This is a genomic window from Stenotrophomonas sp. 22LJNL06-5-1, assembly GCF_056861455.1.
In genome coordinates this window covers 491,539-513,542 of sequence record NZ_JBSPUE010000001.1, presented here as the reverse complement: position 1 = coordinate 513,542, position 22,004 = coordinate 491,539, and the positions used below count along the sequence as shown (strand labels likewise).

Genomic DNA, 22,004 nt, shown 5'->3' with positions numbered 1-22,004 from the left:
CCTTCCATGGCAAAGCACCATCCTAGCCCATCGCTGTTCGGCGCCATCGCGCGACCATCCCGCCCCCAGCAGGTAGAATGGGCCCATGCCTGTAACGCCGACCTCCCTTGCCGATCACCTGCTCGTCGCGCTGCCGTCGCTGCTCGACGCGACCTTTGCCCGCAGCGTCGCGCTGATCTGCCAGCACGACGAGAACGGGGCGATGGGTGTGCTGGTCAACCAGCCTTCCGAGTACACGCTGGGTGAAGTGCTTGCACAGATGGACATCACCACCGGTGATGGCGACCTGCAGGCACGCATGGTGCTCAACGGCGGCCCGGTACATCCCGAGCGCGGCTTCGTCATCCATGACGACGCGCGGGCGTGGGATTCCAGCCTGACCGTGGGCGACGGCCTGTACCTGACCACCTCGCGCGACATCCTCGAAGCGATGGCGCGCGGCGAAGGTCCGGCCAATGCCGTGGTCACCCTCGGCTGTGCAGGGTGGGGCGCTGGGCAGCTGGAAAGCGAGCTGTCCGAGAACAGCTGGCTGACCGTGCCGGCCGATGCCGAACTGGTGTTCCAGCTGCCGCTGGAGCAGCGCTGGCAGGGTGCGGCCTCGCGCATCGGCGTGGACCTGTTCCGGCTGACCGACTACAGCGGCCATGTCTGAGCCCATCGCGCCCGCGTCGGATTCTGCTGCCCCGGCAATCCGTCGTGATGGCACCGTTCTGGGTTTCGATGTCGGCTCGCGCCGTATCGGTGTAGCCATCGGCAGTGCCTTCGCCGCGCATGCGCGTGCGGTGGCCGTGGTCGATGTGCACGGCAACGGCCCGGACTGGACCGCGATCGAACGCCTGCTCAAGGAATGGAAGCCCGACGGCCTGGTGGTCGGCGACCCGCTGACCCTGGACGGCCAGGACCAGCCCAACCGCAAGCGTGCGCAGGGCTTCGCCCGCCAGCTGCGGGAACGTTTCAAGCTGCCGGTGGTGATGATCGACGAGCGTTCCAGCTCTGTCGAAGCCGCCCGCCGCTTCGCCGTCGAGCGCGCCGAAGGGCGCAAGCGCCGCCGTGATGCGGCCGCCCTCGATGCCGTGGCCGCGGCGGTGATCATCGATCGCTGGCTGTCGTCCCCCGACGACGCCACCCCCATTCCCTGACTGCCCGACACCGCCATGACCGCCCAGCAAATCGATGCCTCCGGACGCCTGCGCCACCTGCTGACCCTGGAGGGCCTGCCGCGCGAGACCCTGCTGCAGCTGCTTGACCGCGCAGGCCAGATCCGCGATGCCGCAGTCGGCCGCGTCGGCAACAAGCGCCACGTGCTGGCCGGTTCGGCGGTGTGCACGCTGTTCTTCGAACCCTCCACGCGCACCCGCAGCTCGTTCCAGCTGGCCGCACAGCGCCTGGGCGCCGACGTGCTGAACTTCGATGCCTCCACCTCTTCAACGCGCAAGGGCGAAACCGCCTGCGACACGCTGCGCAACCTGGAAGCGATGGGCGTGCGTGGCTTCGTGGTGCGCCACCCGGATGATGGCGCCGTGGCCGCACTGGCCGAAGCGGCGGGCGAGGGCACTGCGCTGATCAACGCCGGCGACGGCCGCAGCGCGCACCCGACCCAGGGCCTGCTGGACATGCTGACCCTGCGCCAGGCCAAGGGCCCGGATTTCTCGAAGATGAAGGTGGTGATCGTCGGCGACGTGAAGCACTCACGCGTGGCCCGTACCGACCTGCATGCGCTGCGTACGCTGGGCGTGGGCGAGATCCGCGTGTGCGGCCCGCAGTCGCTGCTACCGGACGACGAGACCCTGAAGGGCTGCGTGGTCGGCGATGATTTCGACGCGATGCTGGAAGGCGTCGACGCGCTGATGATGCTGCGCCTGCAGCGCGAGCGCATGGAGGAAGGCCTGGTGCCGTCGCTGGAGCAGTACCACGCGCAGTACGGCCTGACCAATGATCGTCTGGCCCGCGCCGGCAAGGATGCAGCGGTGCTGCACCCGGGCCCGATCAACCGCGGCGTGGAAGTGACCGACGAGGTGGCCGACGGCCCGCAGTCGTGGGTGCTGCGCCAGGTCGCCAACGGCGTCGCCGTGCGCATGGCCGTGCTGGAAACCCTGCTGGGCTGATCGCCCTGGTGGGTGCCGACCTTGGTTGGTATTGCTGGTGTGGTGGGTGCCAACCTTGGTTGGCACTGGCCTACTCGGGCGAAGGTGATTTCCCTATGTTCAGGGAACATGCGCCCGCCCATGCTCTTCTGCATGAACAGCACCCGCCTCCTGCTAGGCCGTCATTCCAGTATCGGCCAGAGCTACATCCTCACGACGAACGTGCATGGCCGGGCGGCTCTGTTCGCCAATGACACCGTTGCGGTTACCGCCATGCAGGAGTTCCAGCGTCTGGATCTGGAAGGTCTGACCCATTCGATCGCCTACGTGGTCATGCCGGATCACGTCCACTGGTTGATGCAGCTGCGCGCGGCATCGCTCGACGTTGTCATGAAGCGCTTCAAATCGCGTACGGCCGTGCACGCAAACCGGGTACTGGGCAGGGTGGGGCGCTTCTGGCAGTCCTGCTATCACGATCATGCGATCCGCTCTGATGAATCGCTGTTCCGGCACGCAATGTATTTGATGGCGAATCCGATCAGGGCGGGGCTGGCAACACAGCTTGGTGAGTACCCGCATGCGTGGTGTGAGTGGGAACTCGAAGGTTCCTGTGCCAAGGCGAAGTTCATGGGCGCGGACAAATAGTGCCAACCAAGGTTGGCACCCACCGAAACCAGGCTTCAACCTTGGTGGGTACCTACCGGATGTCGTGGTTCATCGCTTCTGCGCGAACAGCCATTCCCACATTGCCGGGTCCGCATAGGTGGCGTCCCAGGCGTTGTGGTTGCCTTCCGGGAACTCGGTGTAGCGCACGTCACGTGCAGCGGCGCGCTGGAATGCGGCATGCAGTCTGCGGTCGTCGTCCGGCGGCACCACGTCATCCAGCGCGCCGTGGAAGATCCAGATCGGCGTGTGCCGCAGGCGCTGCGCGATCACGGCATACGGGTCGGTTTCCTGGGCGACCTGCTCGACGAACAGGGTCGGGCGCTTTGCGCGTGGTGCCAGCACGGCGCCACACACAGGCACGATCGCGGCAAAGCGGCGCGGGTCGTCCAGAGCGATGTTCCAGCTGCCGTAGCCGCCCATCGACATGCCGGTCAGGTACTGCCGTGCCGGGTCGGCGCCGAATTCGGCGATCGTCGCGTCCAGTGCGGCCACTGCCGCACGGTTGTTGCGCCCGCTCCATTCCTCGTGGCCCGGTACCTGCGGGAACACCACCAGGGCGCGAAAGTCGGGATGCTCGCGCAGGTAAGGTCCCAGCCCGGCGTGGGTCTGCTTGATGCCATCGGCGCCGCGCTCGCCGGAGCCGTGCAGGAACAGGATGACCGGGAGGTTGGTGGGAGCGGTGGCCTGCACGCCGGCCGGAATGAACACCTGGTAGTAGGCCGTGTCCCCGTCCACCTTCACCGCGCGGGCTTCGAAGCGGCCACGCGCGCTGTCCGGCAGCGACGTGCAACCACTCATCATCAGGAGGGCCAGCAGTGGCAGCCAGCGCGACAGCAAACGGACCATGGGGTTTCCCGAAGCGGCGAGATCGCCTGCATCGTAGTCCGCCGACGTCGGCCCGGCATCGTGCGCCGCGTCACTGCGGGCGCGGGAAGCTGGCGATGATGTCCAGCTGCTCCTGCGCCTCGGCATTGCCTTCGGCGGCAGCTGCCTGTACCTGCGTCATGTCCGGATGCAGCACCACCAGCAGCGGGTTCTCGCAGACCGGGCAGTCGTACTCGGTGGCATCCTCGTCCAGCTCCATCACCATGGCGCGCGAGCAGCCCTTCCATTCGCAGGCCGGGCAGGTGTGCTGCTGGTCGCGCCAGCCGGGCTGGAAGTAGTTTTCGATCGTTGTTGCCATGGGTGTTCCAGTTGGGATCGGATCAGAGCCCCGCGTGGCGGGGATCCGACCCTGCAGGGTTCAGTGCAGCAGTACCAGCGTGGCCAGGCCAAGGAAGGTGAAGAAGCCCATCGAGTCGGTCACGGCGGTCAGGAAGATGCCGCTGGCCAGCGCCGGATCGAAGCCGAAGCGTTTCAATGTGAGCGGCACCAGCACGCCGGCCAGTGCTGCGAACAGCAGGTTGCAGGTCAGCGCGATGGCGATCACCGCCGACAGCCCGGGTGAATGGAACCAGGCGAGCACGATCAGCCCCAGCACGGAACCCAGCATCACACCGTTCAACAAGGCGACCCGCACTTCCTTCCACAGCAGCGTGCGCGCGTTGGAGGCGCCCACCTGGCCCAGTGCCAGGCCGCGCACCATCAGCGCCAGCACCTGGGTGCCGGCATTGCCACCCAGGCCCGCCACGATCGGCATCAGCACGGCCAGCGCCACCAGCTTGTCGATGGTGCCTTCGAAGTGACCGACCACGCTGGAGGCCAGGAACGCCGTGCACAGGTTCACCGACAGCCACATCAGGCGGCGGCGCATGGCGCGCCAGACCGGGCTGAACAGATCTTCGTCCTCGTCCAGACCGGCGGCGCCCAGCGCCTGGTGTTCGGCCTGGCCGCGGATGATGTCGACCACGTCATCGATGGTGATGCGGCCGACCAGGATGTTGTTGTCGTCCACCACCGGCGCCGAGATCCAGTCATGGTCGGAGAACTGGCGGGCGACCTCCTGGTCGCTTTCACCGACATCGATCGCCGGCTGCTCGTCGTCGATCAGGCGGTTGATCGGGGTAGTGTCCTCGTGGGTCACCAGTGCCGCCAGCGACACCCGGCCGAGGTATTGATGGCGCCGGCTGACCACGAACAGGTGGTCGGTGTGGTCGGGCAGTTCGCCACGCAGGCGCAGGTAACGCAGCACCACGTCAACGTTGACGTCGGCGCGCACGGTCACCACGTCCGGGTTCATCAGGCGGCCGGCGCTGTCCTCGGGGTAGGACAGCACCTGCTCCAGGCGCTCGCGGTTCTCGCGGTCCATCGACTTGAGGACTTCGTCGATGACCGTGTCCGGCAGGTCTTCGACCAGGTCGGCCAGGTCGTCGATGTCCAGGTCTTCGACCGCGGCGATGATTTCGTCCGGGTCCATGTCCGCGAGCAGGCTCTCGCGCACGTCGTCGCCGACGTGGACCAGCACCTCGCCGTCATCTTCCGGATCGACCAGGCCCCACACCACCTCGCGCTTGCCCGGCGGCAGCGATTCGAGCAGGTTGCCGATCTCGGCCGGGGCCAGGGTGTTGACCAGGCGGCGCACCGGGCCCAGCCGACCGCTGTCCAGCGCGTCGGACAGCATCCGCAGTTGGCGTGCAGTCTTGTCGTGGCGTACAGCTTCAGCCATCGCAGCTCCCGCGGGATAAGAAAAGCCGCGATCCCGGCAAGGATGCGGCAACAGGGGTGTTCAGCGCGTCATTATCGCAAGGGGATGTTTCAACGCATAGCCGCCGGGCGGTGGTAGTGCCGGCCGCTGGCCGGCAATCGTCCCCATCGAAGCCCGTGAGGTTGCCGGCCAGCGGCCGGCACTACCCTGGGCGCTCAGGCCGTTTCGGCCACCAGCGCCAGCCAGCGCTCGATCGCGCGGCGGTCGCGTGCGGCCAGCAGCTTCGGTGCGCGCGCACGCAGCGTGGCCAGGTCGGCCTCGCGGATCGCGCGGCGCACCTCCAGCAGTGTGCCGGGGTGCAGGCTGAACTCGCTCAGGCCCAGCGCCAGCAGCAGCGGAGTCATCCGTGCATCACCGGCCATCTCACCGCAGACCGCCACCGGAATGCGATGCCGCGCGCCGGTCTCGATCACCATCTGCAGCAGCCGCAGCACGGCCGGATGCAGCGGCGAATACAGCTCGCCCAGTGCCTCGTTGTTGCGGTCGGCGGCCAGCAGGTACTGCACCAGGTCGTTGGTGCCGATCGACAGGAAGTCGACCAGGTCGATGAAGCTTTCCAGCGCCAGCGCAGCGGCCGGCACCTCGATCATCGCCCCCAGCGGCACATGGTCGGACACCATGTGGCCTTCGCCACGCAGCTGCTCGGTCAGCTTGAGCATGCGCCGGCGCACCGCCAGCAGTTCCTCGCGGGTGCTGACCATCGGCACCAGCACGCGCAGCTTGCCGTAGGCCGAGGCGCGCAGGATCGCGCGCAGCTGGGTGTCGGCCACCTTCGGCCGCGCCAGCGACAGGCGTACGCCGCGCAGCCCCAGCGCCGGGTTCTCTTCATTGCTCAGGGTCAGGCCGGTGCGATCGGCCTTGTCCGCGCCCAGATCGAGCGTGCGGATGGTGACCGGTCGCCCGCTCATGCCCAACGCGGCATCGCGGTAGGTCTGGAACTGTTCTTCTTCGTCCGGCAGCTCGTTGCGCTGCAGGAACAGGAATTCGGTGCGGTACAGGCCCAGTCCCTGTGCGCCCAGCGCATGCGCCTGGGTGACGTCCTCCAGCGATTCGGCATTGGCCAGCAGGGCGATGTCGACCTGGTCGCGGGTACGGCTGGGCTTGCTGCGCAGGCGGCCGAGCTCGCGCTGCTCGCGCGCATGCTCTTTCAGGCGCGCGCGGTAGTCACGCAGGTTGTCGGCCTGCGGGTTGGCGGTGATGCTGCCGTCGGCGCCATCGATGATCAGCACGTCGCCATCGGCGATGCGGCTGAGCAGCTGCGGCACGTTGACGATCAAGGGCAGGTGCAGGCTGCGCGCCAGGATCGCGCTGTGCGACAGCGCGCTGCCGGCGGCGGTGACGATGCCGACCACGCCCTGTGCCTGCAGCTGCGCCAGCTCGGACGGGGCGATGTTGTCGCAGACCAGGATCTCCCCGGCCAGGCCCTTCATCACCGGCGGCCGTTCGGGCTGCAGGAAGGCGTGGATGCGGCCGATCACATGGTCCAGGTCGTCCATGCGGCTCTTCAGATAGGCATCGTCCATGCCATCGAAGACCTTGGCCAGGCGGTCACGCTGCAGGCGCAGTGCGTAGCCGGCGCTGTAGGGGCCGCTGCGGATCAGTTCGTCCAGCCCGAACAACAGCTCGGGATCGTCCAGCAGCAGGGCATGCAGGTCGAGGAACTCGCCCACTTCCTGGTTCAGGGCGCCATGCAGGCGCTGGCGCAGCTCGTGCATTTCCGTGCGCGCGGCATCCACCGCACGGTGCAGGCGCGCCAGTTCGGCCTCGACCTGATGGGCGGCGACGCGCTGCTCGGCCACTTCCAGCGCATGCGGCAGGCGCACTCGCGCCCGGCCCATCGCCGCGCCACGGGCAGCACCGTGCCCGGCCAGCAGCTGTACCGGCCGCTGGCCGGAAGGGACCTGGCCGGCGCGTGCGCGTGGCACGCTCAGCTGTCCTCGTCGAAGCGGCGTTCGAACAGGCCGACCACCGCTTCCATCGCGGCGGCTTCGTCCTCGCCGTTGATGCGCACCGTGACCGGGGTGCCCTGGCCGGCGGCCAGCAGCATCACGCCCATGATGCTCTTGGCGTTGATCTCACGGCCCTTGGCGGCCATGGTCACATTGCAGCGGAACGGCGCCAGGGTCTGCACCAGCTTGGCGGTGGCCCGGGCGTGCAGGCCCAGGCGGTTGCTCACGGTGAGTTCTCGTTCAAGCATCGTCGACTATCGCTCCATTACGGGTACCCGCCGCGGCTGTGGCGGGCAGTTGATCCAGTCCCTGTTCCGGATAATTCATCACCCGCAGCAACATCGGCAGGCTCAGCGCCGACACCCGGCGAACCGGGGTCCCCAGCCGGGCCAGCTGCCCGGCAAGGTTGGCGGGGCTGGCGCCGTACAGGTCGGTCAGGATCAGCACACCTTCACCGCCATCGACCCGCCGCAGAGCGGCCGAGGCAAGCGGGAGAAGAGCGTCCAGGTCTGCGTCGAACGGTACTTCGAAAGCTTCGGTTTTCAGCGGCAATTGCCGCAGGAGCCGGGTCGCCACGTCAAGCAGGGCGGTCCCGACCCCGGGATGTGTTACTAGGAGAATGCCACAGGTCATTACTGCACGTTAACAGGTCAAGGTGAATCGGCGATAGCAGCAGATGAGGGGCACTGTGTCCCGTATTCAGTGTTGCTCGCAGGCGAGCCCTTTTTCGTTGAAAAAGAGATCCGACCCCATCCGTTTTTCGATGCCTGACAGCGATTCATCCACGCATGGCGTGGATCCATCGTGTCGACCAAGGTCGACACCCACCAACAGCACACGGAATCTGTCAGAGGCGGGGCGGTGTGGGTATGCAGGACCGTTGGCGCCATGGATGGCGCCATCGAGCCCCCAGGGACGGGTTCACGGCGTGTCCTGCATACCCACACCGCCCCGCCATCCCACGGAATGCCGCTTCTGCTGTTGCTGTTGCCGACCAGCGGCCGGCACTACCCGCGGGTGCCGGGCGCAGCCCGGCCGCCCCCCCTCAATCCTGTTCGCGGTGGTACGTCGCCACGTCTTCCCAGCCCATCTCGCGGGCATGCCGGGCCAGGCGCTCGGCCAGGAACACCGAACGGTGCTTGCCGCCGGTGCAGCCGAACGCCACGGTCACATAGCTGCGGGTGCCATCACCCAGCTTCGGCAGCCAGGTATCGAGGAAATCCATCAGCTGGGTCAGGTAGCGCTGCACGTCCGGCTGCGCTTCCAGGTAGTCGCGTACACCCGGTTCGCGGCCGCTGAGCGCGCGCAGGTCCGGGTCCCAGTGCGGATTGGGCAGCACCCGCGCGTCGAACACGAAGTCCGCCTCGGCCGGCACGCCACGCTTGTACGCGAACGATTCGAACAGCAGCGACAGGCCGGTGGCATGGTCCATCGCGAACTCGGTGATGATCCGCCGCCGCAGCTGATGCACGTTGAGGTTGCTGGTATCGATCACCGCATCGGCCTCGCGGCGCAGCGGTGCCGTCAGTTCACGCTCACGGGCGATCGCTTCGGGCAGCGACAGGCCCAGCTGGCTCAACGGATGGCGGCGACGGGTGTCGGCGTAGCGCTTGAGCACGGCCTCGTCGCTGGCCTCGAAGAACAGCACCTTCACTTCCACGCCGGCGTCGGTGGCCAGCTGCCGCCAGTCGCCCAGCTGGCTCAGGTCGGCCTGGCCGCGAACGTCGATGCCTACCGCCAGGCGGCGTGGTGCGCTGCCGTCGTGGTTGGCCAGCAGGCTGCGCACGAAGTCGGGCAGCAGGTGGATCGGCAGGTTGTCCGAGCAGTAGTAGTCCTGGTCCTCGAAGGTCTTCAGGGCGACGGATTTACCCGAGCCGGACAGGCCGCTGACGATGATCAGGGTCGGGGCGGAGGGGGTGACGGTGCTCATGGACAGGCTCTTCGAAGGGCAGGGAAATCAGGGCGTTCGCCGTTCCAGCAGGTTGCTGTGGCGGGCGATGAACATGGCCGCCGGGTCGATCCCCTTGGTGCGCAGGATGTGCAGGCGGGTGGCCGCCTCGGTCAGCACGGCCAGGTTGCGGCCGGGCATCACCGGCAGGGTGATCAGCGGTACATCCAGGTCCAGCACATGGCGGGTGCCCGAATCGCCGGTCAGGCGCTCGTAGCCATGCGGGGTGGGTTCGGTCATCGGCTTGGTCAGGTGGACGATCAGCCGAAGGTACTTGTTCTTCTTTACAGCCGTGTCGCCGAACATCTCGCGCACGTTCAGTACGCCCAGGCCGCGGACTTCCAGCAGGTCCTGCAGCAGTTCGGGGCAGGTGCCATCGAGCACGTCGGGCGCGATCTGGGTGAATTCGGGGGCATCGTCGGCAACCAGGCGGTGGCCGCGGCTGAGCAGCTCCAGCGCCAGCTCGCTCTTGCCCGACCCGGCCTCACCGGTGATCAGCACGCCGATCGAGTAGATCTCCATGAACACGCCATGCAGGATCACCCGCGGCGCCAGCGTACGCGCCAGGTGGTAGGACAGGTGGTTGAGCAGTTCGTGGCCGCGCTTGGGCGACAGCCACAGCGGCGTGCCGGATTCATCCGCGGCGGCGCGCAGGTCTTCCGGGCAGGCCTGGTTGCGGGTCAGCACCAGCGCCAGCGGGTGCGACTGCATGATCTTTTCGATGGTCTCCCAACGCTGGCGCGGTTCCAGCGCATCCAGCCAGGACAGTTCCTCGGTACCCAGGATCTGCACCTTGTTGGGGTAGATCGCATTGAGGTAGCCGGCCAGCGAGGGGCGCCGCGAGACCGTGTTGCCGGCCTCCAGCTCGCGCTTCTCGCCGGACTTGCCGGCAGCCCAGCGCAGCCCCAGCCGCTCGCGCTGCTGTTCGAACAGTTCACGGGCGGTGATGCTGGTATTCATGCGGCGCTCGCAGGTGGGGTCATGTCCAGCGCCTCGCGCAGCGCCCGGGCATCGCCCGCTTCGCGCAGGGCCTGGCGGATGTCCGGCGCCGAGAACAGCTCGGCCAGCTCGGACAGCAGCATCAGGTGCTGGTGGGTGTAGTGGGCGGGGACAGCCATGGCGAACACCAGGTCCACCGGCTCGTCGCCACCAAAATCGACCGGGGTGGCCAACCGCAGCAGGGCGCCGCGGGGGCGGTCCAGGGTTGGCGCGCGGCCGTGGGGGATGGCGATGCCGTGACCGATCGCAGTGCTGCCCAGCGCTTCGCGCTGGCACAGGTTCAGATAGATCTGTTCGGCGTTGGCCTGGCGGCAGGCCAGCAACCCGGCGGCGGCCTGCAGGACGCTGTCGCGGTCGGTGGCCGTGCAGAGCTGGGTCTGCACGGCCGCCAGGAGGTCAGTCAGGGGCATGTCTGCGGGGAACGGTGGCGATCAGCCACCATTGTCGCCCACCGGCAGCGGTGCGTGCTGCTGTTTTTTCTCCTTGTGCTTGATCACCAGACGGTCAAGCTTGTCCGCAAGCAGGTCGATCGCGGCATACATGGTCTGGGCATTGGCCTCAGCGTGCAGGGTCTGGCCGGGAATGTTGAGGCTGGCGTCGACGTGGTGTTCGGTCTTCTGCAGCTTGAGGGTCACCCGCGCTTCGCAGTGCTGGTCGAAGTGTTTGCCGATCCGGGCCAGCTTCTCCTCTACATAGGACTGCAGGGCCGGGGTGACTTCGACATCTTTGCCAAACGTTTCGATGCGCATCGGGTTTCTCCTGTGTTCGGATGTGCCAATGAACCTCTCCGCCGGGCGCGGCGGCGCGTCAAGCGATTCTGACCCTTTCGTGCGAGGCGGAAATGTTCATGGCTTCACGATACTTCGCCACGGTGCGTCGCGCTACTGGAATTCCCGACGATTTGAGCAGGTCAGCCAGCTTGGCGTCAGAAAGCGGCTTGCGCGGGTTCTCATCGTCGATCAGGCGCCGGATCATCGCCTGGATGGCGGTACTGGACGCCTCGCCACCGCCCTCGGTATCGATGCCTGAGGCGAAGAAGGCGCGCAGCGGCAGGGTGCCTCGCGGGGTACGCACGTGCTTGCGGGCGATCGCGCGTGAGACCGTGGATTCGTGCAGGCCGAGCTCGGCGGCGATCTCGCGCAGGGTCAGTGGACGCAGCGCCTGTTCGCCGAATTCAAGGAAGCCAGCCTGCTGCAGGATCAGGCTGCGCACGACGCGCAGCAGGGTCTCGCCACGCTGCTGCAGTCCTTTCAGCAGCCAGCGCGCTTCCTGCAGCTGGGCACGCAGGTAGCCGGCATCGGCGTCGCCACAACGTCGGATCAGCTGTTCATAGCCGCGATGGATCACCACCTTCGGCCCGGCATGCGCCGCCAGCGCAGCGCGCCACACACCGTTCTGCCGCCACACCACCACGTCCGGCACCACATAGGTGTCCTGCGACAGCGGCGCGATCTGCGTGCCCGGGCGCGGGTCCAGCGAGCGCAGCAGCGCCACGGCAGTCTCGACCTCGTCCAGCGGCTGCTTCAACTCGTGGGCAAGCCCGGCGACGCCGCTGCGCGGCAGCCGTTCCAGCGGGCCTGCGGCAATCTGTCGCGCCAGCGCCAGTCCCGGCGTGTCGGCAGGCAGCACATCCAGCTGCAGCTGCAGGCATTCGCCGAGCGTGCGTGCAGCCACGCCGACCGGGTCGAAACGCTGGATGCGATGCAGCACAGCGAGGATCTCGTCCTCGTCGGCGTGGATTGCCGGCAACAGGGTTTCAGCGATGGTGGCCAGCGGCTCGCGCAGGTAACCGTCATCGTCCAGTGCATCGATCAGTGCGGCACCGATGCTGCGATCACGCGAGGACAGATGCGACAGATGCAGCTGCCACAGCAGATGGTCGGCCAGTGTTTCGGTTTCGGCTACGCGCTCGGCAGCGCTGCCGTTGTCGTCGTCATCGTCGAAGCTGCCGCCGCTGCCGGCCGCGCTCCAGTCCAGCTCGGCCGGTGCCCAGTCGTCACCGGCATCGGTGCGTTCTGCGGGGGCGTCACTGTCGTTGCCATCGCCGGCTTCGTTGGCGGCGCTGCTGCTGTCACTGCTATCGGCCCAGTCCAGCAGTGGATTGCTTTCCACCGCCTGGGCGATTTCCAGCTCCAGCTCGGTGGTGGACATCTGCAGCAGCTTGATCGCCTGCTGCAACTGGGGCGTGAGCACCAGTTGCTGTCCCAACGATGTCTGCAGCCGAGTCTTCATGCCTGTGCCGAAAGGAAGGAAAGGGACCCGGCGACTGCTTCACAGCTTGAAGGAATCCCCGAGGTAGACGCGACGCACGTCGGCGTTGTCCAGGATCGCTTCCGGCGAACCCTGGGCCAGTACGCTGCCCTCGGCGAGGATATACGCGCGGTCGCAGATACCCAAGGTCTCGCGCACGTTGTGGTCGGTGATCAGCACGCCGATGCCACGTTGCTTGAGATGGGTGACGATGCGCTGGATCTCGCCGACCGAAATCGGGTCGACACCGGCGAACGGTTCGTCGAGCAGGATCAGGCGCGGCTGCGCGGCCAGGGCACGGGCGATCTCGCAGCGCCGACGTTCACCACCGGACAGGCTGGCGCCGAGCTGGTCGGCGACGTGGCCCAGCTGCAGTTCGTCGAGCAGGCTGTTCAATTCGCGCTCGCGGCCCTTCGAATCAAGGTCCTCGCGCAGTTCCAGCACCAGCCGGAGGTTGTCGGCCACGGTCAGTTTGCGGAACACCGACGGTTCCTGCGGCAGATAGCCCACACCCTGCTTGGCGCGGGTATACATCGGGTCGCCGGTGATGTCCTTGCCGTCGAGCACGATGCTGCCGGCATCGGCGGCAACCAGGCCGACGATCATGTAGAAGCAGGTGGTCTTGCCGGCGCCGTTGGGGCCGAGCAGGCCGACCACTTCACCGGCGTCGAGGGTCAGCCCGAAGTCCTTGACGACTTCGCGTTGCTTGTACTTCTTGCGCAGGCCCTTGGCGACGAGCATTACTTCCTGCTCCCGGCCGGCTGCGCCGGCGTGGTGGCCTTGGGCTGTGCCACAGGCGCGGCCGGGGTCTTGTTCTTCGGCGGGATGACGGTGCGCACGCGGCTGCCGTCGCCACCGGAGTTCATTTCGCCGGTGCGGGTGTTGTAGACCATGCGCTGGCCGGCATTGGTGCCGCGCGCGCTGGTGACCTTGTAGTTGCCGGTCAGGGTGATGATCTCGGTCTTGATGTCGTAGTCGATGCGGTCGGCCACGGCATCCATCCAGGTGCCGTCATCGAGCTGCTGCTTCATCTTGGCCTGCTTGCCGGTGAACACCGCGCGTACGGCTTCGCCGTCCTTGAGGTAGATCTCGGCCTCGGACGAACGCAGGTCCAGCGTGCCCTGGGTGATGACCACGCCCTGCGACAGCACGGTCTTGCCGTCGCCGGTGAGCGTGCCCGACTGGGCGCCGGAATCGATGTGCATGTCTTCGTTGCGGTCGGTGGACTTGGCGAAGGCGGCGCTGGGGACAAGAAGACCAAGCGCGAGTACGGCGGCAAAGGGAATCTTCATCGGGGTCCGTTCTACCGGTGGGGGCCTCCCGGGTGGACCGGGGGCGGGCGGGTGGGGCTGCCGGCCTTGCGCCTGTCCGGAGACGTCGCAGGCTGGCGGCGGAATCAGCGTTTGGGCGTGTAGCGGCCCTTGGACTGGCTGAGGAAATGATACGTGTTGTTCTTCGAATCCACTTCGAAGCCGACGCCGGACTGTTCCATGCCTGGGCGGGTCATGGTCACCAGGGCGTCGGTGCGGGCGCGGTTTTCCTTCGGGAACACGTCCAGATGGTCGGTGCGGAAGGTGGTCGGCACCGCGCCGGGGCCGGCCGGGCTGTCGCCGGCGACATTGCCGCGCAGCTTCATTTCGTCGCCCTTGGCGCTGAGCCAGCCGGTCTCGGCACGCAGAGTCCAGTGCCTGCCATCCTTGTCCGGCATCTCGAACAGCGGCGTGGCGATGTTGATGGTCTGGTCACCGCGCTGGCGTTCCAGCAGCGGCGCACGCAGGGTGGTCGATTCCTTGCCGTGCTCATCCAGGGCGACGATCTGGAAGTCGTGCAGGATGTAATCCACGCCCACTTCCTGGCCGCCACTGGCTGGCCCCTTGTCGCGGTTGCGCAGCGCCGCCCAGCTGCTCAGCAGGGCGGCCAGCAGCAGGCCGATGCCGAGCACGGTGCGCCAGTTCAGGGTCGGCAGGTTCATGCGCCGAACCTCGCCAGTACGGCGTCCACATGCCCCTGTGCGGCCAGCAGGATGTCGCACAGCTCGCGCGCGGCGCCACGCCCACCCTCGGCGCGGGTCTGCCAGTGCACGCGCTCGGCGATCCACGGATGGGCGTTGGCCGGGGCCACGGCCAGGCCGACCGCGCCCAGCGGCGCCAGGTCGGGCAGGTCATCGCCCATGAACGCCACCTGTTCCAGGCCGATCCCATGCTGCGCGCACAGCGCCTGCACGCTGGCCAGCTTGTCGCCCACGGCGATCTGGGTGTCGATGCCGAGGTCGGCGCCGCGCTTGAGCGCGGACTGGCTGTTGCGCGCGGTGATCAGCACGGGGTGGATGCCGTGCTGCTGCAGCAGTTTCAGGCCCAGGCCATCCTGCACGAAGTACGCCTTGCTCTCGTTGCCGTCCTTGTCGTAGTACAGCCGACCGTCGGTGAGGGTGCCGTCCACGTCGAAGCAGGCCAGGCGGATACGGGCCGCGGCGGCATGCAGGTGGGCGGGGAAGGCGGGCAGGGGGGACCAGGGCATCAGGGCGGCAGGCTCGTTGGGGGCAGGTGCGGCGTTACAGACTGAATGGGGTCTACGGACTGTCGGTTAAACCACCCGGGCCCGCAACAGGTCATGAATGTTCAGGGCGCCGACCGCACGGCCCTGGCCATCGACCACGATCAGGCCGGTGATCTTGTGGGTCTCCATCAGTCGCGCCGCCTCCACCGCCAGCTGGTCGGCGCCGATGGTGCGCGGGTTGCGGGTCATCACATCGGCGATCTTCGCGGTGCGCACGTCCAGCGCGCTGTCCAGCGCACGGCGCAGGTCGCCGTCGGTGAACAGGCCGATCAGTACGCCAGCGGCATCGACCACGGCGGTCATGCCCAGCCGTTTGCGGCTCATCTCCATCAGCGCTTCGCTGAGGCTGGCGTCGGCACCCACGCTGGGCAGGTCCTCGCCGGTGTGCATGACGTCGGTGATGTGCAGCAGCAGGCGGCGGCCGAGGCTGCCGGCCGGGTGCGAGCGGGCGAAGTCATCGGCGGTGAAGCCACGCGCGTCAAGCAGGGCCACGGCCAGCGCATCGCCCATCGCCAGCGAGGCGGTGGTGCTGGAGGTCGGCGCCAGCGCCAGCGGGCAGGCTTCGGCCGGCACGCTCACGTCCAGGTGGATGTCGGCGGCGGTGGCCAGGCTCGATCGCGGGCGGCCGGTCATGGAAATCAACACGTTGCCCTGGCGCTTGAGCACCGGCAGCAGCATCAGCACCTCGTCGGACTCGCCCGAATAGGACAGGGCCAGCACCACGTCGTCTTCGGTGATCATGCCCAGATCGCCGTGGCCGGCTTCACCGGGATGCACGTAGAACGCCGGCGTACCGGTGGACGCCAGGGTGGCGGCGATCTTGCGGGCGATGTGGCCGGACTTGCCCATGCCGGTGGCGACCACCCGCCCGCGGCTGGCCAGGATCGCCTGGCAGGCCTGCTGGAAGGCCTCGCCAAGGCGGTCGGCCACGGCATCCAGCGCCTGCCGCTCGATCTCGAAGACGCGGCGGCCGCTGGCGACCAGGCCGGCAGGGTCGACGGAACGGGGGGGCAACAGGGATTCGGCCATGCGGACGCCACGCAGCGGAAGTAGAATGGAGGCACATTTTATTAGGAAAGCCCGTTGGACGCCGACACCATCCGCAATCTGATCGAAACCGGCCTGCCCGGCGCCCGCGCCGACGTGCAGGGCGACGATGGCGTGCATTTCGAAGCGACCGTGGTCTGCGAGGCCTTTGCCGGCAAGATGCCGCTGGCCCGCCACCGCATGGTGTATGCCACGCTGGGCGACCTGATGGGCGGCGCGATCCACGCGCTGGCGCTGAAAACCGTGACCCCGGCCGAAGCCGGCTGAACCGCAGAAGATCCCGAATACATGGCCAAGATCGTTGTGACCGGCGGCGCTGCGCTGCACGGTGAAGTGAGCATCTCCGGCGCCAAGAACGCCGTCCTCCCCATTCTCTGCGCGACCCTGCTGGCCGATGCGCCGGTGGAGATCACCAACGTGCCGCACCTGCACGACGTGGTCACCACGGTGAAGCTGCTGGGCGAGCTGGGCGCCAAGGTCACCATCGACCAGGGCACGCTGTCGCGCGGCAGCGCGATCGTGGTCGACCCGCGTTCGGTGAACCAGCACGTGGCACCGTATGAGCTGGTCAAGACCATGCGCGCCTCGATCCTGGTGCTGGGCCCGCTGCTGGCCCGCTTCGGCGCGGCCGAAGTGTCGCTGCCCGGCGGCTGCGCGATCGGTTCGCGTCCGGTCGACCAGCACATCAAGGGCCTGCAGGCGCTGGGTGCCGAGATCGTGGTCGAGAACGGCTTCATCAAGGCCACCGCCAAGCGCCTGAAGGGTGGCCACTTCACCTTCGACATGGTCAGCGTCACCGGCACCGAGAACGTGCTGATGGGCGCGGTGCTGGCTGAAGGCACCACCATCCTCGACAACTGCGCGATGGAACCGGAAGTGACCGATCTGGCGCACTGCCTGATCGCGCTGGGCGCGAAGATCGAAGGCCTGGGCACCGCCCGCCTGGTGATCGAAGGCGTCGAGCGCCTGTCCGGTGGCCGCCACGAAGTGCTGCCCGACCGCATCGAGACCGGCACCTTCCTGGTGGCCGCAGCGATGACCGGTGGCAAGGTCACGGTCAACCGTGCGCGCCCGAACACCATGGACGCGGTGCTGTCCAAGCTGGTCGAAGCCGGTGCGAAGATCGAGACCACCGACGACACCATCACCCTGGACATGCAGGGCAAGCGGCCGAAGGCGGTCAACCTGACCACCGCGCCGTACCCGGCATTCCCGACCGACATGCAGGCGCAGTTCATGGCGCTCAACTGCGTGGCCGACGGCGTGGGCGTCATCAACGAAACGATCTTCGAGAACCGTTTCATGCACGTCAACGAACTGCTGCGCCTGGGCGCGGACATCCAGGTCGAAGGGCATACCGCCATCGTGCGTGGCAGCGAGCACCTGAGCGGTGCACCGGTGATGGCCACCGACCTGCGCGCTTCGGCCTCGCTGATCCTGGCTGGCCTCATGGCCAGTGGCGATACCACCATCGACCGCATCTACCACCTTGATCGTGGCTACGAGAACATCGAAGAGAAGCTGTCTTCGCTCGGCGCCACCATCCGGCGCGTGCCATGATCCTGCGCGGCAAGTTCAGCCCGCGTCGCAAGGCGCTGCTGGCCCTGGTGCTGATCGTGCTGGCGTGGCTGGGCTATGCCTGGTACGCCAACATCGCCATCACCCAGGGCATCGAGCAGAAGGACATGGACTGGAACGGCGATGGCACGGTCTCGCGTGATGAAATCATCGAGTCGTTCTATGCGGTCGCAGTGAACGACAGCCAGGACGGCAACCGTCATTGCCGCACCTTCGTCTGGCGCAGCACCGGTGAGCAGATCCGCGTGGACTGCCGCACCGAGTTCAAGGCGGCCGAAGAGAAACCGGCCGAAGCGAAGAAATAAGAAAACGCCCGCGAAAGCGGGCGTTTTTTTTGGGATACACGCATCCACGCATGGCGTGGATCTACTGGAACGTGAAGTAGATCCACGCCATGCGTGGATGACGTGGATCTCCAGTCAGTTCATCGCCTTGATGGTCAGGTCCAGCGCATCGCGGCCGCTCTCACGCTGCAGCATGCGCGCCGGCACCGGGAACTCCGGCACGATCCAGGCGATCAGTTCCTTGTTGCCGTCGGCACGCGAGACCTTGGTGGCCTCGTAGCTCTTGCCGCCCACGGTGATCGACTCCTTGCCGATCACACGGTACGTCATGTTCTTGATGCGGCCTTCGTCGACCATGCGATAGGTCAGCGGCTTGCCGGCGGCCAGGTCACGGGCGATCGCCAGGTTGATCAGCAGCGCGTCCATGTCGCCTGCCTTCAGCGCGATGGGGCCCGCACGGTCCGGCTTGATGTCGCCGGTCCAGGTGGCCTGGTTGCTGGTCCAGTTGTAGTTGGCCTGCACGTTGCGCTTCTTCACCAGCAGCGCCGAACGGTCCTGGCTGCTGAGCGGGCGCAGCTGGCCACGCACTTCCTCGAACACCGTGCTCTGGCTGAGGTCGGCCAGCTGGTTCTTCACCTGCAGGCTGTAGCGCCACTTGTTGCTGCCTTCGCTGGCCAGGGTCATGGTGCCGTTGGCCTGCATGCCCATGTAGCTGGCCAGGTAATCCGCCTTGAACGGTTCCAGGGCCATGGCCGGCAGGCTGGCCACGGTCAGGGCAGCGGCTGCGATCCAGGTGAGGGGGCGGGTCAGGGTATTCATGCTCAGACTCCTTGGTATTCGATCAGGCGCAGATCGACGCGATCTTCGCCGTCTTCGCGTTGCAGGATGCGCACCGGGGTGGGGACACCGTTGGCGATCCAGAGAATGGTTTCGTTTCTGCCACCGTTGGTCCGGTAGACCCGCAGCGCGTTGTAGGACAGGTCGCCGACCTCGACGTTTTCGGTCTGCGGCGCGGCCTGGTAGTCGTGTTCGCGGACCTTGCCCATGTCCACGTAGCGGTAATGCATGGAGGCGCCCGGACGCGCATCGCGCATGATCGCCAGATTGATCAGCAGCGCGCTCTGGTCACCCGCCTGCAGCGGGATCGGCTGCGCGCGTTCCTTCTTGACGTCGCCGGTCCATTGCGCGGTGCCGGCCTGCCAGTTGTAGGTACCGACCGCCTTCTTGCCCAGGAACAGGCCCTTGCGCACCGTGCTCTGGCTGAGCGGCGCATACACGCCGCTGCGTTCCTCGAACACCGTGCTCTGTTCGATGTTCAGTCCCAGCACGCTGGCAAAGCCGCGGCGGCCGACCACCTGCATGTCCACCCGCCACTGGCTGCCGCCGGTGTGGGTGACCTGCATGCTGGCATCGCCCGCTTCCTTGCCCTTGTAGAACGCCTGGTAGGTGGCGCTGAACGGCTGCAGCGGCGGTGGCTCCCAGGCCAGTGCCGGTGGCATCGGTACGGCCGGCGCCTCGGCAGGCGGCTGCACTGCGGGAACCGGTGCCGGCGGGGTGGCGGGCGCCTGTGCCTGGCCCCAGCCCACGCCGGGAAACACGGCAAGCGACAGCAGCAATGAGGTGGACAGCAGGGTCGTGGTCTTCATGGAGGACAGGGACCGCAGGAGGGGGCAGGATGCCAGCCCCGCAGTCAGCGGGGCGTGTGCATGGGGACTACCGGTTCAGGTTCCCGGCGGAATCTAGGGCCAACGGGCTAAACAGGGGGTGACCGTCCAGTTGCGGCTGGCCCTCCCGTTCAGCCAGGCGGCCGGCGCACAACAGCTGCAGGGTGGCGATCAGCAGCGGATGCTCCACCGCCAGCACGCGCGCGGCCAGGGCCTGCGCGTCATCACCCGGCTGCACCGGTACACGTACCTGCGCCAGCACTGCGCCCGCATCCAACTCGGGTACGACCAGATGCACGCTGGCACCGTGCTCGGCGTCGCCCGCCTGCAGCGCCCGGGCGTGGGTGTCCAGGCCCTTGTGCAACGGCAGCAGCGACGGATGGATGTTGACCAGCCGGCCATTGAAGCGCTGCACGAAGGCGGCGCCGAGGATGCGCATGTAGCCGGCGCAGACGATCCAGTCCGGTTGTACTGCGGCCAGCGCATCGCCGAGCGCCTGCTCGTAGCTGGCGCGGTCGCTGAATTCCTTCGGCGCATGCGCCCAGCGCAGGCCGGCATCGACACGCAGCAGGGCCTCTGCGGCGGGGCGGTCGGAAAACACGCCGACCACCTCGGCCGGCAGGCGGCCGTCGGCAATGGCATCGAGGATGGCCTGCAGGTTGCTGCCGCGACCGGAGGCGAGCACGGCAATGCGGGTGGACGCGGTCACGGCTGGGCGCTCCGGCGGACCAGCGGCCAGACCAGCAGGCTGCCGAGGGTGGCCATCAGCATGTCGGCGTGCGCGTCCCACATGTCGCCCTGCTGCCCGTTGTAGGCCTCGGCAGCATCCGGGGACAGCGCCAGCGCGATGGCCCACTCGAACCATTCGTAGACCAGGCTGGCACACATCACCGTCATCACCGCCAGGGTGAAGGCCTGGCCCAGGCGCAGCGCCGGCCACGCGTGACGGGCCAGCTGCAGCAGCGCGGGGGTGAAGCAGACACCGAACAGGAAGTGGATGAGGCGGTCGAAATGGTTGCGCTGCCAGCCGAAGGCCGTATTCGGCGACCAGCCGGTCAGCGTCTGCGCCCAGGCGTCGTAGGGCACGTTGGAATACAGCCAGCGTGCGGCCACGCAGTGCAGGGCAATGAAGCCGCAGATGGCGATGAAGGCGCCATTGCCCAGCCAGCCGCCGCGACGATCGACCCACAGCAGCGCGGCCAGCCCGATCACGGTCAGGGTGCTGTGCAGGGCCTGTTCGGTAGGCCACAGCGGATGGACCCAGCTGATTGCGAACACCGCCAGCACGGCGGCAAAGGCCAGCTTCTTGGGGCCCGAGAAACCGTGGGTGGTGGGCGAAGCGGTCGTCGGGAGGGCAGGCGCGGACATGGGAAATCGATCAGGAAAGGACGGGGCGTCTGCCGGCAGGTTCAGACACTGAGGTGGTCGCCGCGGTCGAACAGCGCGGCCATTTCAGGCTTGGACAGGAACACCCAGGCATAGGCGGCCAAGGCCATGCCCAGCGGGCCGGCCAGCACGCCCAGCCAGGCTGCGCGCTGGCACCAGGCCAGCCCGGTGCGATGTGACAGCTGGCGCGCGGTGTGCAGCTGCACGAACCCCAGCACGGCCGCCAGCACGGCGATCGACGCATAGACCGTGGTCAGCATCCAGGCATCGTCCAGCCCGCGCGAGTGGGCCACCCAGCCGCTGAGGCCAAGGAACGCCACTGTGGCGGCCCAATGGAAGCCGGCCAATGCGTAGAACAGCACTTTCAGCGTCTGCAGATGGCTGGTCAGCTGCAGCTGCGCCAGGGTCTGATGTGGCAGCGGCGGCGGATTGCCGGAGGCGGTCATGCGGTCGCGGCGGGAAGGTCGAAGGCGGCCTTGACCTGCGGGCGCACCAGGGTGATCAGGCTGAACACCCCCAGCGCGGTGCCGATCGGCGCGAACAGGCAGGCCAGGCCGGCCACGATCAGGCACAGCAGGTAGCGGCGGCGACGGCTCAGGCAGCGGCCGGCGTAGGCCACGAACGCGCCCAGGGTCACGCCACCGAACACGATGATGCAGCCGACGATTGTGAACATCCAGCCGAACAGGCGCTCCTCGGCCGGCGACGACGGCTGGCCGCCGGAATTCATCGGCAGGTTGCCGGTGAGCGCGGTGATGCCCAGCACGATGTGGATGATGAAGATCAGCGAGAACAGCGCGATCAGGGCGCCGACCACGTAGTGCGCGATGGCCAGCATGCGCAGGTGGTCGGCATCCTGCGCGCTGAACACCGGTACCGTCGCCAGCGGCGGCGGCACGGGGGCGGGCGACAAGGGGGGCGTTGCGTCCATGCGGGGCTCCTGGGTTGC

At 67.5% G+C, this 22,004-nt stretch carries 29 protein-coding genes; 7 read left to right on the top strand and 22 right to left on the bottom strand.

The window, feature by feature from the left end; translation table 11 throughout:
* The first annotated feature begins 85 nt into the window (after positions 1–85).
* The 4 genes from AC13GF_RS02390 (at position 86) to AC13GF_RS02375 (ending at position 2,729) form a co-directional block, all read left to right on the top strand.
* Positions 86–652 carry a YqgE/AlgH family protein gene (locus tag AC13GF_RS02390; protein WP_005408377.1) on the top strand — a complete coding sequence of 189 codons (567 nt, stop codon included), beginning with the start codon at positions 86–88 and terminating at the stop codon, positions 650–652.
* Positions 645–1,139 (top strand): Holliday junction resolvase RuvX, encoded by a 495-nt coding sequence (ruvX, locus tag AC13GF_RS02385; protein ID WP_483003084.1) that lies wholly within the window; start codon positions 645–647, stop codon positions 1,137–1,139. Before AC13GF_RS02390 ends, ruvX begins: the two co-directional genes overlap by 8 nt.
* Positions 1,140–1,154: 15 nt before the next feature.
* The gene (locus tag AC13GF_RS02380) at positions 1,155–2,105 is read left to right on the top strand and encodes an aspartate carbamoyltransferase catalytic subunit (protein ID WP_126928593.1); all 951 of its coding nucleotides are present in this window, start codon (positions 1,155–1,157) and stop codon (positions 2,103–2,105) included.
* Positions 2,106–2,237: 132 nt separating this feature from the next.
* Entirely contained in the window at positions 2,238–2,729 is a 492-nt protein-coding gene (locus AC13GF_RS02375) for an REP-associated tyrosine transposase (RefSeq protein ID WP_483003082.1), read from the top strand.
* 69 nt (positions 2,730–2,798) lie between these two features.
* On the opposite strand, the gene AC13GF_RS02370 is transcribed toward AC13GF_RS02375, so the two are convergent.
* The 16 genes from AC13GF_RS02370 to AC13GF_RS02295 form a co-directional block, all read right to left on the bottom strand.
* A complete protein-coding gene (locus AC13GF_RS02370; RefSeq protein WP_483003080.1) occupies positions 2,799–3,596 on the bottom strand; it encodes a carboxylesterase family protein in 798 nt (265 codons plus the stop codon).
* 70 nt (positions 3,597–3,666) lie between these two features.
* A complete protein-coding gene (locus tag AC13GF_RS02365; RefSeq protein ID WP_483003078.1) occupies positions 3,667–3,933 on the bottom strand; it encodes a hypothetical protein in 267 nt (88 codons plus the stop codon).
* A gap of 60 nt (positions 3,934–3,993) precedes the next feature.
* Positions 3,994–5,355, bottom strand: a complete 1,362-nt coding sequence (gene mgtE, locus AC13GF_RS02360; protein WP_010483662.1) for a magnesium transporter — start codon at positions 5,353–5,355, stop codon at positions 3,994–3,996.
* A gap of 194 nt (positions 5,356–5,549) precedes the next feature.
* Positions 5,550–7,319, bottom strand: a complete 1,770-nt coding sequence (gene ptsP / locus AC13GF_RS02355) for a phosphoenolpyruvate--protein phosphotransferase (RefSeq protein WP_483003076.1) — start codon at positions 7,317–7,319, stop codon at positions 5,550–5,552.
* A gap of 2 nt (positions 7,320–7,321) precedes the next feature.
* Positions 7,322–7,591, bottom strand: a complete 270-nt coding sequence (locus AC13GF_RS02350; protein ID WP_005408385.1) for an HPr family phosphocarrier protein — start codon at positions 7,589–7,591, stop codon at positions 7,322–7,324.
* Positions 7,584–7,976, bottom strand: coding sequence for a PTS sugar transporter subunit IIA (locus tag AC13GF_RS02345; RefSeq protein ID WP_010483657.1), 393 nt, complete (start codon positions 7,974–7,976; stop codon positions 7,584–7,586). Before AC13GF_RS02345 ends, AC13GF_RS02350 begins: the two co-directional genes overlap by 8 nt.
* 412 nt (positions 7,977–8,388) lie before the next feature.
* Positions 8,389–9,273 (bottom strand): RNase adapter RapZ, encoded by an 885-nt coding sequence (rapZ, locus tag AC13GF_RS02340; RefSeq protein ID WP_483003074.1) that lies wholly within the window; start codon positions 9,271–9,273, stop codon positions 8,389–8,391.
* Positions 9,274–9,300: 27 nt separating this feature from the next.
* Positions 9,301–10,251, bottom strand: coding sequence for an HPr(Ser) kinase/phosphatase (hprK, locus tag AC13GF_RS02335; protein WP_005408388.1), 951 nt, complete (start codon positions 10,249–10,251; stop codon positions 9,301–9,303).
* The gene (locus AC13GF_RS02330; RefSeq protein WP_032130191.1) at positions 10,248–10,700 is read right to left on the bottom strand and encodes a PTS sugar transporter subunit IIA; all 453 of its coding nucleotides are present in this window, start codon (positions 10,698–10,700) and stop codon (positions 10,248–10,250) included. The genes hprK and AC13GF_RS02330 overlap by 4 nt, the downstream gene beginning before the upstream one ends.
* 21 nt (positions 10,701–10,721) lie before the next feature.
* Complete coding sequence (gene hpf, locus AC13GF_RS02325; protein ID WP_004147311.1) at positions 10,722–11,039, bottom strand: ribosome hibernation-promoting factor, HPF/YfiA family; 318 nt, start codon at positions 11,037–11,039, stop codon at positions 10,722–10,724.
* Between the two features lie 58 nt (positions 11,040–11,097).
* On the bottom strand, positions 11,098–12,522 hold the full coding sequence (locus AC13GF_RS02320; RefSeq protein WP_483003072.1) for an RNA polymerase factor sigma-54: 1,425 nt from the start codon (positions 12,520–12,522) through the stop codon (positions 11,098–11,100).
* A gap of 39 nt (positions 12,523–12,561) precedes the next feature.
* Positions 12,562–13,281, bottom strand: a complete 720-nt coding sequence (gene lptB / locus AC13GF_RS02315; protein ID WP_126928598.1) for an LPS export ABC transporter ATP-binding protein — start codon at positions 13,279–13,281, stop codon at positions 12,562–12,564.
* Entirely contained in the window at positions 13,281–13,832 is a 552-nt protein-coding gene (gene lptA / locus AC13GF_RS02310; RefSeq protein WP_483003070.1) for a lipopolysaccharide transport periplasmic protein LptA, read from the bottom strand. Before lptA ends, lptB begins: the two co-directional genes overlap by 1 nt.
* 104 nt (positions 13,833–13,936) lie before the next feature.
* Positions 13,937–14,512 carry an LPS export ABC transporter periplasmic protein LptC gene (lptC, locus tag AC13GF_RS02305; RefSeq protein WP_126930646.1) on the bottom strand — a complete coding sequence of 192 codons (576 nt, stop codon included), beginning with the start codon at positions 14,510–14,512 and terminating at the stop codon, positions 13,937–13,939.
* Positions 14,509–15,057: a KdsC family phosphatase gene (locus AC13GF_RS02300; protein WP_483003069.1), complete on the bottom strand. Its 549-nt coding sequence runs from the start codon at positions 15,055–15,057 to the stop codon at positions 14,509–14,511. The genes lptC and AC13GF_RS02300 overlap by 4 nt, the downstream gene beginning before the upstream one ends.
* A gap of 66 nt (positions 15,058–15,123) precedes the next feature.
* Positions 15,124–16,125: a KpsF/GutQ family sugar-phosphate isomerase gene (locus tag AC13GF_RS02295; RefSeq protein ID WP_483003067.1), complete on the bottom strand. Its 1,002-nt coding sequence runs from the start codon at positions 16,123–16,125 to the stop codon at positions 15,124–15,126.
* 54 nt (positions 16,126–16,179) lie between these two features.
* On the opposite strand from AC13GF_RS02295, the gene AC13GF_RS02290 reads away from it, so the two are divergent.
* From AC13GF_RS02290 to AC13GF_RS02280, 3 genes are read left to right on the top strand one after another with little or no spacing between them, the layout of a single operon-like run.
* Complete coding sequence (locus AC13GF_RS02290; protein WP_005408396.1) at positions 16,180–16,410, top strand: BolA family protein; 231 nt, start codon at positions 16,180–16,182, stop codon at positions 16,408–16,410.
* A gap of 21 nt (positions 16,411–16,431) precedes the next feature.
* Positions 16,432–17,703, top strand: a complete 1,272-nt coding sequence (murA, locus tag AC13GF_RS02285; RefSeq protein ID WP_010483637.1) for a UDP-N-acetylglucosamine 1-carboxyvinyltransferase — start codon at positions 16,432–16,434, stop codon at positions 17,701–17,703.
* The gene (locus AC13GF_RS02280; RefSeq protein WP_049459898.1) at positions 17,700–18,026 is read left to right on the top strand and encodes a hypothetical protein; all 327 of its coding nucleotides are present in this window, start codon (positions 17,700–17,702) and stop codon (positions 18,024–18,026) included. Before murA ends, AC13GF_RS02280 begins: the two co-directional genes overlap by 4 nt.
* A 114-nt stretch (positions 18,027–18,140) precedes the next feature.
* Here the strand turns inward: AC13GF_RS02280 and AC13GF_RS02275 are convergent, their stop codons facing one another.
* The 6 genes from AC13GF_RS02275 to AC13GF_RS02250 form a co-directional block, all read right to left on the bottom strand.
* A complete protein-coding gene (locus AC13GF_RS02275) occupies positions 18,141–18,824 on the bottom strand; it encodes a DUF3108 domain-containing protein (protein ID WP_010483632.1) in 684 nt (227 codons plus the stop codon).
* Positions 18,825–18,826: 2 nt separating this feature from the next.
* The gene (locus tag AC13GF_RS02270; protein WP_483003065.1) at positions 18,827–19,651 is read right to left on the bottom strand and encodes a DUF3108 domain-containing protein; all 825 of its coding nucleotides are present in this window, start codon (positions 19,649–19,651) and stop codon (positions 18,827–18,829) included.
* A gap of 67 nt (positions 19,652–19,718) precedes the next feature.
* Positions 19,719–20,378, bottom strand: a complete 660-nt coding sequence (purN, locus tag AC13GF_RS02265; protein WP_483003064.1) for a phosphoribosylglycinamide formyltransferase — start codon at positions 20,376–20,378, stop codon at positions 19,719–19,721.
* Positions 20,375–21,037, bottom strand: coding sequence for a DUF2238 domain-containing protein (locus AC13GF_RS02260; RefSeq protein WP_483003062.1), 663 nt, complete (start codon positions 21,035–21,037; stop codon positions 20,375–20,377). Before AC13GF_RS02260 ends, purN begins: the two co-directional genes overlap by 4 nt.
* Before the next feature lie 41 nt (positions 21,038–21,078).
* Positions 21,079–21,501: a hypothetical protein gene (locus AC13GF_RS02255; protein WP_483003061.1), complete on the bottom strand. Its 423-nt coding sequence runs from the start codon at positions 21,499–21,501 to the stop codon at positions 21,079–21,081.
* Positions 21,498–21,986: a hypothetical protein gene (locus AC13GF_RS02250; RefSeq protein WP_483003059.1), complete on the bottom strand. Its 489-nt coding sequence runs from the start codon at positions 21,984–21,986 to the stop codon at positions 21,498–21,500. The genes AC13GF_RS02255 and AC13GF_RS02250 overlap by 4 nt, the downstream gene beginning before the upstream one ends.
* Between the last annotated feature and the right edge of the window lie 18 nt (positions 21,987–22,004).